At 44.3% G+C, this 10,310-nt stretch carries 13 protein-coding genes; 12 read left to right on the top strand and 1 reads right to left on the bottom strand.

Going from position 1 to position 10,310, the window contains the following annotated elements; translation table 11 throughout:
• Positions 1–300 precede the first annotated feature (300 nt).
• From FWJ59_RS05440 to FWJ59_RS05400, 9 genes are all read left to right on the top strand, one after another.
• Entirely contained in the window at positions 301–756 is a 456-nt protein-coding gene (locus FWJ59_RS05440; RefSeq protein ID WP_414480963.1) for a hypothetical protein, read from the top strand.
• A gap of 277 nt (positions 757–1,033) precedes the next feature.
• Positions 1,034–1,234 carry a hypothetical protein gene (locus FWJ59_RS05435; protein WP_414480962.1) on the top strand — a complete coding sequence of 67 codons (201 nt, stop codon included), beginning with the start codon at positions 1,034–1,036 and terminating at the stop codon, positions 1,232–1,234.
• Between the two features lie 380 nt (positions 1,235–1,614).
• Positions 1,615–1,905 (top strand): hypothetical protein, encoded by a 291-nt coding sequence (locus tag FWJ59_RS05430; protein WP_414480961.1) that lies wholly within the window; start codon positions 1,615–1,617, stop codon positions 1,903–1,905.
• A gap of 200 nt (positions 1,906–2,105) precedes the next feature.
• Positions 2,106–2,468, top strand: a complete 363-nt coding sequence (locus FWJ59_RS05425; RefSeq protein ID WP_414480960.1) for a helix-turn-helix domain-containing protein — start codon at positions 2,106–2,108, stop codon at positions 2,466–2,468.
• Positions 2,465–2,920, top strand: coding sequence for a preprotein translocase subunit SecB (locus FWJ59_RS05420; RefSeq protein ID WP_414480959.1), 456 nt, complete (start codon positions 2,465–2,467; stop codon positions 2,918–2,920). Before FWJ59_RS05425 ends, FWJ59_RS05420 begins: the two co-directional genes overlap by 4 nt.
• A gap of 224 nt (positions 2,921–3,144) precedes the next feature.
• Positions 3,145–3,393, top strand: a complete 249-nt coding sequence (locus tag FWJ59_RS05415; protein ID WP_414480958.1) for a hypothetical protein — start codon at positions 3,145–3,147, stop codon at positions 3,391–3,393.
• Positions 3,390–3,785, top strand: a complete 396-nt coding sequence (locus tag FWJ59_RS05410) for a hypothetical protein (RefSeq protein ID WP_414480957.1) — start codon at positions 3,390–3,392, stop codon at positions 3,783–3,785. The genes FWJ59_RS05415 and FWJ59_RS05410 overlap by 4 nt, the downstream gene beginning before the upstream one ends.
• 274 nt (positions 3,786–4,059) lie before the next feature.
• A complete protein-coding gene (locus FWJ59_RS05405; RefSeq protein WP_414480956.1) occupies positions 4,060–4,836 on the top strand; it encodes a polysaccharide deacetylase family protein in 777 nt (258 codons plus the stop codon).
• Between the two features lie 67 nt (positions 4,837–4,903).
• Entirely contained in the window at positions 4,904–5,587 is a 684-nt protein-coding gene (locus tag FWJ59_RS05400) for a single-stranded DNA-binding protein (protein WP_414480955.1), read from the top strand.
• 73 nt (positions 5,588–5,660) lie between these two features.
• On the opposite strand, the gene FWJ59_RS05395 is transcribed toward FWJ59_RS05400, so the two are convergent.
• Positions 5,661–6,170 (bottom strand): LysM peptidoglycan-binding domain-containing protein, encoded by a 510-nt coding sequence (locus tag FWJ59_RS05395; RefSeq protein ID WP_414480954.1) that lies wholly within the window; start codon positions 6,168–6,170, stop codon positions 5,661–5,663.
• 314 nt (positions 6,171–6,484) lie between these two features.
• On the opposite strand from FWJ59_RS05395, the gene FWJ59_RS05390 reads away from it, so the two are divergent.
• The 3 genes from FWJ59_RS05390 to ligA all read left to right on the top strand — a co-directional run.
• Positions 6,485–6,790 (top strand): YerC/YecD family TrpR-related protein, encoded by a 306-nt coding sequence (locus tag FWJ59_RS05390; RefSeq protein WP_414480965.1) that lies wholly within the window; start codon positions 6,485–6,487, stop codon positions 6,788–6,790.
• Positions 6,791–6,886: 96 nt separating this feature from the next.
• A complete protein-coding gene (locus FWJ59_RS05385) occupies positions 6,887–9,205 on the top strand; it encodes an ATP-dependent helicase (protein WP_414480964.1) in 2,319 nt (772 codons plus the stop codon).
• A gap of 45 nt (positions 9,206–9,250) precedes the next feature.
• The coding region (ligA, locus tag FWJ59_RS05380) for an NAD-dependent DNA ligase LigA (RefSeq protein WP_414480953.1) at positions 9,251–10,310 on the top strand (1,060 nt) is incomplete at its 3' end.

Genomic DNA, 10,310 nt, shown 5'->3' with positions numbered 1-10,310 from the left:
TTTGGCGTGGTAAGTTGAGTTTATCCGGCTGTTGCAATTGACGATAGGCCGATAAAAGCCTTGCTTTTATAAAGCAGGGCTTTTATTTTTTAAAAAAGAAACTGGCGATTCTAATTTATGGAAGTGATATACTGTTCCTTAAATTCCAATATTTACAACTAATCTGTTGTATGTTATCCTAATTAGTTGAAGGTAAAAAAATAAGAAAGATTAAAAGATATTGCGAGATTTAAATGCGCAGGGCAAAAATATTCCTCCTATGGTGCTAATGGACAATGGAGGCTCAAGAGGTGGCCAATAATGAAATCCGATCTAGTTAAAAGGATTTCGCTACGACGTGTTTTGCTTATGATTGGAAGCTTCATAATAGGCGTATTAACGGACATTTCTTTCTCATATTTCATGGATGGGATCCCAGTGCTATACTATGATAACTTAAAACATACGGATATTATATCGGTGCAGATAACTCAAGGCGATGAAACCGTTTTGCTCACCGATGCAACGGATATTGAGAAGGCTGCCAGGTTTGTCTGTACGCTTCGGTATAGGTTTGGAAAAGCAAAGGACAGTGAAGCAGAAGTGATGTACGTCTTTAGTTTTGAAGACGGCACAAAGATGGAAATAGGCGCCAATAGCACTACCGTTTTTAAAAACGGGAAGCAATATAGGGGGGATTCTGATTCCTGTGAGTTTTTTATTACCTGCACAAAGGGAATGTTCTTCCACGGCCGTACGGCGAGAAGTGGGCCCTGAATATGGGCACGCGTTAACAGAACTTTTTACAAATGGAGAGGTAGACTGAAAAAATTTGATGTTGTGGCAAGGAGTGATATATAGAGAAGATTTGGCTTCCTTGAACCCCTCTTTGCGGGGGAATTTATTTTTGTACAGCATGCAAATTGCAACGGAACAGACGTTGTTTAAAGCTATTCATCGTGGTAAGTTATTATAATGATGCTTAATCAAGAAATTTAAAAAAGAGCATCTTGACTTCAATGGTTGATGTTGAAAAGCAAAAAATAAAAGCGATATGAAAAGGTTGGCGAAGAAAGGTCAAAAGTTTTTGAGTCGCATTGAAAAGGTGGCCGAGTTTGTGGCGCGTCACTTTAAGGAAACGGTAGAACCAATGGGCTATAAGGCTTTCTTGGCAGGAGTGGATTGCGAGGCATGTATGCTTTATGAAGGGTGGAACTCTCCTTATTTGATCCCCATTGGCGAGCGTGCCGAATAGGTTGTACGCGCATTTGAAGAACGCCAAGCTACCACTAAAAAGACGCTTCAAGAAGAGGTTACCGAGCATATTATCAATACGCTTAATAGAATGGGTTTGGCATGATGAAAGAATGGACTCCACTATCTTCAAAGAAGCAAAAAACTTGTTCACAAGACAAATATCAGTCCTGGTTCAAAAGTAACATATTTTTCCCCATGTTTCGCCTATTTGCTTTAACAATACTACTCTTGCGTTTTAAAATCTAATATTTGATGAAGGAAAATTTCGAAAAATGTAGAATCATAGATTAGTAAACTTGTTATGGATAAGCAGAAGGATATTGATGAAAAATCATCTTGACTAATATAACTTATAAGTTATATAATAGAGGTGAAAAAATGCTAGATAAAGGCTGCGAAAAGGGTAAAGTCATTTATCCCGAAGAATTTAACTCAAATTATATTTTTACTTATTTTTCTTTTAATGAGGAATTGAAGGAACTTTTAGAAGAGAGCGGACAAAAGGAGGGCTTTGCGAGAAAGTATAGAAGGCAGCTGATAATTTTAGAAAGGCTTAAGAAACAGTGTGTTCAGCATAAATCTTTTGAACGACTGAAGGATAATGGGGAAATATATTCCATGAGGTTTGTTGGAAGACTTAATTTGAGGGTATTATTTTCTTTTTTTTAGGCTGGGCAGAAAGAGATCGTAATCTTGTTGAATTGTTTCCAGGAAAAAGAAAACAAAAAGAAAAATAGCGCTAAAAGTTATACTAAAGCAATTGAGATTGCCAAGGCAAGGATAAAAGAGCTCGTTGTTGAATTAGATTTAAAACCGATGTAAACGGAAATAATCAAAAAGGTAGAAAGGCAAAAAAGGAGGGTTGGAATGTGGCTGATAGAAATCTAGGAAATCCCTATGATTTTATTGATGAAATAGCCGACGAGGAAGAAAAGAAATATTTTGAATTGGATGATATCTTGGTTGACATAGCGACTACGTTGATAAACTATAGGATAAAAAACAATTTGACCCAGAAGGATCTGGCAAGGATATTGGGCTGCTCGCAAGCGATGGTTTCGAAGTTGGAAAGCGGAGAATACAATCCATCTGTTGAACTATTATGGAAAATATCGTCGGCTTTAGGTTTGGAATTCAAGATCATTTTCAGAGAGAAAGAGCAGGATATTACGATTTGGGATACCCCAGAAGATAATATTTTTGCATTTGATTTTGTGGGTGAAGCTGCATGATAGAAGCCAGTAAAATAGTTGCCAGTTTTCAGATGATTGCAAGTAGAGTTGTAAAATTCGAACTGGAAACAAAAGAAGTTAATAATGGCAAAGAAAAGGTAAATATTAAGAATAGTTTTGATTATGAGGTTGTAAGCATAGAAGAACATGAAGACATTTATTACGGTGTGGTTCAGTTTAAAACCGATTTTGTTGCAAAAACTGGGAGGAAGACCTTATTTAAGATATTTATTATATATGAGGGGAAGTTTGTGGGAAATAAAGGCGTCTTAAGGGAAGAAAATTTTAAGAAAATGCTTGAACTAAACGGTGTTGTAGCCCTTTCGCAGTTTACGAGGTCTTACGTGTTGTCTGCTACAGCACTGGCAGGAATAAATCCTCCCGTAAGATTGCCGATGATAAATATTAATCAATTAAAAAAATTAAAAGAAGAAATGAAACCATCAATATAACCTCCAAAGTAGGTGAGCGTAAAATAATTCCTGCTTCATTACAAAAATGACTTTAACAACTTCCAGGGCCTTAAAAGCTGTTGCAAAGGGACTGTTTAAAATTTTGTGTATGGATAAGTGAAAGAGCTCCTTTCTGGATAAAATCAACAACCTAAAATCAGAAAGGAGCATTTTGTTCATTTTGTTATGGATGTTTTGCAAAAAGAAGTGGCCTGGTTGTAGTGATGGCGTTTATAAGCGGGTGTACAAGGCAGGATACTCAAGATCTGGATAAAATTGGAAAAGCAATGTATTCACATGTTGCTGTTACTGATAGCCACGAGAATACAAGCATTGCTGCCGACAGTAGTGTTGATGGAAATAAAACAGATGTCGAAGTGGAGGTAGAAAAATTGTCATTTATAGCGTACTCGGTAGATGAACTTGTAGAAGGCGTAAAAAATGCCAAAAAGCTCCTAATGAAGAAAAAATGAAGGATCATAACGAATTGCATAAACTGGATTGTTTCTATAAGCCTGCTACGACTTTCCCAGGTTATGAATTACTGGCAATTGAAGTAAATAAATGGAGAGTGTTTTTCTACTATATGCCTGCAACTTTACTTCAGTCAGGGAAAAGAATATCTTTTGATTATGAAAACGGTATTGAATTTGTTATGCGCCGTGATTCAATGGAATCTAATCCTCTACAGCCTATTATGGAGCAAACAGGTATTCAGAAAAATAGTGACAACATAGAATATGAGCCTAAACATAATATACTGAATTGGGTTGAAGATAAAACCTCTATGTATATACGGTTTCCCAAATTGTTTAAGGATTATGATTCCATGAAGGTCAAGGCTCAAAAGGTTGTAGTGGAATAAGAATATGGGCATTTGACGTGCTATACACCATGAATATAGTATAATTCATACAGCCAAGGGGAATGGGTTATGAAGTAAGCTGCCTTTATATGGATGTAACACAAATTGTGGGATGACATAAAACAGAATATGCATAGCAATCCAGCGAAGGGAGTGCTATGCAATAGGTAGAGCAGGAGCTGAATCTAACATTCAGCTCCTGCTCTTTTTTGTCATATCCTTAGTTACAGCGCAATAAATTAATAGCAGAGTGTTGTAAGCGAGGTGCTGTAGCATGAGAGTCATATACGTATCCAGGGTACAGGCCGTACGCGCGCTTGTGGTACTTGCTCTGGTCATAGTTTCCATATTATATACCCAGACCACCCAGTATGACATCGTGAGCGTATTTTTAAACACCAAAAGAGAGCTTCCCATATACTCGGTGGAGACTGACGAGAAGAAGATCGCCATATCCTTTGATGCGGCCTGGGGAGCCGAGTACACCGACGAGATTCTGGAGATATTGAAGAAGAGGAACATCAAGGCTACTTTTTTCCTGGTAGGTTTCTGGGTTGACAAGTACCCGGAGAAGGTGAAGAGGATTGCATCGGAAGGTCACGAGATAGGTAACCATTCCACTACACACCCGCACATGTCCCAGCTGAGCAGCCAGCAGATCAGGATGGAGATTGAGACCACGCAGAAGAAGATAGAGGCTCTTGCCGGTGACAGGGCTGTTAAGCTGTTCAGGCCGCCTTTCGGGGACTACAACGACAGGCTTATCCTGACATGCAGGGAGATGGGATACTACCCCATACAGTGGGATGTTGACTCGCTTGACTGGAAGGAATACGGCGTTGAGCACATGTTCAACCAGGTGACCAAGAAGGTGCGCAACGGCTCTATCGTGCTGTTTCACAACAATGCCAAATACATCGTACAGGCACTTCCACTGATTCTGGACCACCTCCTCAAGGAAGGCTATACCATCGTTCCGGTATCCGAGCTCATTTACAAGGACAATTATTATATAGATCATACGGGCCGCCAGAGGAAAATAGGCACATAAGAGGCGAATAAAATGTCCATCACCTGAATAGCTATAATTTAGAAGGGTATTGCAGTGAGGACATCGGATGGAAGTGAAAAACGTTATGGATGAAATGATTCCAGGAAGGGAGAGGGATAAAATGGTAGAACACACTTCGGAAAATAACCAGGTTTTGGTGGCCGGCAAAGTTGATTCCCAGCCTACCTTTGCCCATGAGATATACGGCGAAGGTTTCTATAACTTTACGCTGGCGGTGCCCAGGTTGAGCGGCTACATCGACCTTTTGCCCGTGACTGTGTCCGAAAGGCTAATCGATATAGGCCAGCTTTCTGTAAATACTCAAGTGGTTATAAAGGGGCAGTTTAGATCCTATAACAAATTCCTTGACGGGAAAAACAGGCTGATACTTACGGTATTTGCAAAGGACATAGCTTTGAGAGGAGAGAACGAAGATATCAAAAATCCAAATCAGATCTATCTTGACGGGTATATATGTAAGCCTCCGGTTTACAGGACCACGCCGCTTAACAGGGAGATAGCCGATGTTCTGCTGGCTGTCAACAGGCCGTATAATAAATCCGATTACATACCCGTTATAATGTGGGGTAGGAATGCGCGTTTTGCACAGAATCTGCCGGTGGGGCAGCGCCTCAAGGTATGGGGCAGGATTCAAAGCCGGCCTTACCAGAAAAAGCTGCCCAACGGTGAGATACAGGAGAGGATAGCCTATGAGGTATCGGTTTCAAAACTTCAAGTGGTAAACGAGTGAAATAAAGTGTCTTCGGACACTTTATTTCTTTTCTGGGCTTACATATTGTGCTAAAATAAAAAAGAAGAACCCCTCATGAGGGTTCTTCTTGGGTATTGTTTGAAGGAGCTGGTATGAGCAATCGTTGACCGGGATATATGAGGTCGGGGCGAGGAATGTTGTTGAGGCGGATTAAGGCATCCAGCGGCACATTAAACCTTTCCGCGATGGTGTAGAGGGTATCTCCGGGCTGTACGATGTATATCCTGCCTCCCGGCGGTGGCTTTGGAGGTTCCGCTCCAGGGATGAATATCCTTTGGCCGGGGTAGATGATGTAGGGTGGTGGTATCCGATTGACCCTTATAAGTTCGGTCAACGGTATGTTATATCTCTGAGCAATCCTGTACAGCGTATCGCCAGGCTGCACGATGTAGTAGAACCCTTTTTCGGATGGAGTGGTACCCTGTGGGATTTCAAGTAGCTGCCCCGGATAGATCAGGGTGGGATTTGCGATTTTGTTGGCTGCAAGGATGGATTCTACCGTGGTGTTGAATTTCTGCGCTATCTTATAGAGGGTGTCGCCTGGCTGGGCGATGTATATCATCGGCTTTCCCTCCTTTAGGCGCTGTATTATTATATGTATATGCAAGAGGAGAGGGATATGTTACTGTTTTTTGCGAAATGTGCGTACTTAAACTTTGTTCTCTTCCCATGAGATGGAATAAGGGCGTATTTAAGTTGCATGTGATGGCACACTGCCATAATGGCGTTGTGACGTTGATGGGGATATAGCTATACCTGAGGCTGTCCTAAATACCGCCTGTTGGGGATGGGGCAGCCTTAAATGGCGGACTACAAATACCCCAACCTTCTAAACTGGTGCGGCTATTGCACCGTTTAGTTGAAAGGGCCAGGGAGATGGAGTACCGTTCTAAAATCAAGGATGAACTGGTAGACCAGCTGTTTAGGGCTGTGCTAAGCCTTCAAACTATAGAGGAATGCTATCGCTTCTTTGAGGACCTGTGTACCGTAAGTGAGATCAAATCCCTGGCACAGAGGTTGGAGGTGGCCAGGATGCTAAAAGAAAAGAAGACCTACAGCGAGATAGCTGAAAGGACAGGGGCCAGTACCGCTACCATAAGCCGGGTAAACAGGTTTTTGCACTATGGCTCCGATGGGTATAATATCGTGCTGGAGAGGCTGTCCAAAAAGCAATCGACATGAAAAGCGGGTGAATGTTTTATGGCAGAAAATGTGACGAGCAGGTTTCGTGCTCTAAGGGATAGGATAATCGAGCTGCAGTACAGTCATTTGAATGAGATGCAGAGAAAGGCGGTGCTGACCACACAGGGACCTCTGCTGGTACTGGCGGGTGCCGGATCGGGCAAGACCACTGTGCTGGTAAACAGGATTGCACATTTGCTCAAATTTGGGTGTGCTTATGGGAGCGACTACGTGCCAAATGACTTGACGCCTCAGGACCTTGCTTATATGGAGGAATATATAGGCCAATGCCACCGCAGCGGTGCTGTAATTCCTCTGCCCGATCGTCTCCTGGCGCTGCTGCGCTACCGCGTTGCCTTTCCGGGCAGCATACTGGCCATCACCTTTACTAATAAAGCGGCAAAGGAGATGAAGGAAAGGGTAATTCAGCTGGTGGGGGAAACGGCCTATGATATATGGGTCAGCACCTTCCATTCTGCCTGTGTGAGGATACTCAGGCGGGAAATCGATAAGATTGGGTATTCCCGAAATTTTGTCATATACGACGATTCCGACCAGTTGACGGTGATCAAGGATTGCATTAAGGAGCTCAATCTCAATGAAAAATACTATGATCCAAAAGAGATCAGGAACTTGATAAACCGCCTTAAGGATCAGATGGAGGGGCCAGGAGAATACATGGACAGGGTGAGGGGCCAGTACAGGGAGGAGAATATAGGCCGCATATATCAGCTTTACGAGGCCAAGCTCAAAAAGAACAATGCCCTGGACTTTGGCGACCTCATAAACAAGACGGTGGAGCTGTTTCGTTTAAGGCCGGATGTGCTGGATTACTATCAGAAGAAATTCCAGTACATACTGGTTGACGAGTATCAAGACACCAATATGGCCCAATACCTGCTGGTAAAGATGCTTTCGGAGTTTCACGGGAATGTCTGCGCAGTGGGGGACGATGACCAGGCCATTTACGGATGGCGGGGTGCCGACGTAAGAAATATATTGGAATTCGAGAGGGATTTTCCTAATGCTACCGTTGTCAAGCTGGAGGAGAATTATCGCTCATCCCAGACCATATTGGATGCTGCTAACAGCGTAATACAGAATAACAGAGGGCGTAAGCCCAAGAAGCTGTGGACCCAGCGCAAGCAAGGCGATAAGGTGCAGCTGTACCAGGCATACGACGAGCATGACGAAGCCGACTTTATATGCCGCCATATCAAGGACTTGATGCAGCTGGAAGGGCGCAAACCAGGGGATTTTGCAGTGCTGTACCGCGTCAATGCGCAATCACGCGTGCTGGAAGAGGCCATGATAAAATACGGCATTCCCTACCGGATATACAAAGGATTGCGGTTTTATGATCGCAAAGAGATAAAGGACGTGATTGCTTATTTGCGCATCATTGTAAATCCGGATGATGACGTCAGCTTAAAGCGCATAATAAACGTTCCTAAAAGGGGTATAGGGCCTGCAACAGTAGAAGCCCTTGAGAGGGCAGCGATAGATATGGATGAGAGCATATTTGGGGTAGCCATAGACCTTGATAAGAATAGAGTGCTTTCGGGCAAAGCTGCTGCCAACGTCAAATCGTTTGTCGACCTCATAATGCGGCTTATAGCCTTGAAGGATACCATGGGCATAGTGGATTTTGTCCATACGGTATTGGAGGAGACGGGGTACCGTAGCGAACTGGAAAGGGAAAGCACGCTGGATGCACTGGGCCGTTTGGAAAACATAAAGGAGTTTATCTCGGCTGCTGCTGAGTTTGAACAAGCCAACCAGGGGGCTACCCTAGAGGACTTTCTGGGAAGCATAGCGCTGATGTCCGACGTTGACGAGGTAGGAGAGGACCAATCGGCCGTGGTGCTCATGACGCTGCACAGCGCCAAGGGGCTGGAGTTTCCGGTGGTGTTTATGGCCGGGATGGAAGAGGGGCTGTTTCCCTTGTCGAGGGCAGTGGATAATCCCGACGAGCTGGAAGAGGAACGCAGGCTGTGTTACGTGGGCCTTACCCGGGCCAAACAGCGGCTTTATTTATCCTATGCCCGAAACAGAACCCTCTATGGCAGCTCCATGCTGAGCATGCCTTCACGGTTTATAAAGGAAATCCCAAAAGAGCTGGTGGAGCCGGCTGTAAAAGGGTATGCTTTTAAGTTTGACGATTTTGGCATTGAAAGGGGTACAAGCTTTGACCCGATTGTCCAATTTAGATCAACGCCTGTAAAGGTAGCAAATGATAAAGCCGGGCCATCCCCCAGGTTTGCCCTGGGGGACAAGGTGCTTCACCAACGGTTTGGTGTGGGGACGGTAGTTGCCATGGACGGTGAAGGCGATGACATGAAGATTCAGATTGCTTTTGAACAGGGTGGCATTAAGAAATTTATGGCCAGTCTCGCCCCGCTTAAAAAGCTTTGATGGCAGGCGGAATAATTTTAGCTTTGAGATGGTGTGGTGATGTGTATGGATATCAAGCAAGCGAGAGAAGAGATTGAAAAGCTCAGGGAAGAGATAAGGAAACACGACTATTACTATTATGTCCTGGATCAGCCGGTTATATCGGACGAAGAGTACGATGCCCTGATGAGGCGCCTGATATGGCTGGAACAGGTTTTTCCCGAGCTGGTGACTCCAGATTCGCCCACCCAGAGGGTGGGTGGACAACCCCTAAAGGCTTTTAGGACGGTGCAGCATAGGGTACCCATGCTCAGCCTGGCCAACGCCTTCAACGAAGGTGAGCTTAAGGATTTTGATCGCCGAGTGAGAAATGTTGTAGGTGACGACGTTGAGTATGTGGTGGAATACAAGATAGATGGGCTGTCAGTTGCTCTGTGGTACGAAAACGGCGTATTTGTGCGAGGAGCTACGCGGGGAGATGGATATACCGGCGAGGATGTGACGGAGAATTTGAAGACCATAAAGAGCGTGCCGCTTAAGCTCAACAAGCCTCTTACCCTTGAGGTGAGAGGCGAGGTATTTATGTCCAAAAAGGATTTTGAGGCCCTAAATGAGCAGCGGCGCCAGCAGGGACAGCCTTTGTTTGCCAATCCCAGGAATGCTGCTGCAGGGTCCTTAAGGCAGCTTGACCCCCGTGTGACGGCCTCCAGGCCTTTGGACATCTTCCTATTTAACCTTCAATATATAGAAAATGCGCAAATGCCGGAAACCCATAGCGATGCCCTCGAGCTGATGCGAGAGATAGGGTTTAAGACTTCTCCTATACTATGCCGTTCGCGGCACATAGATGAGGTCATCCAGTTGTGCCTTGAGTGGCATGAAAAGAAGCATTCGCTGTGGTTTGACATCGATGGCCTGGTGATAAAGGTCAACAATTTAAGGCAGAGGGATGTGCTTGGGGCCACCACAAGAAATCCTCGCTGGGCCATCGCCTACAAGTTCCCGGCCGAACAAAAGGAGACGGTGATACGCGATATAGTAGTTCAGGTGGGAAGGACAGGCATTTTGACTCCTACTGCGGTGTTTGACCCGGTGCCGGTGGGAGGCTCTATAGTCTCGCGGGCCA

Source organism: Caldicoprobacter sp. (assembly GCF_047459465.1).
Classification (GTDB): domain Bacteria; phylum Bacillota; class Clostridia; order Caldicoprobacterales; family Caldicoprobacteraceae; genus Caldicoprobacter.
The sequence above is the reverse complement of the archived record's forward strand: the minus strand, read 5'-3'. Positions and strand labels throughout refer to the sequence as shown.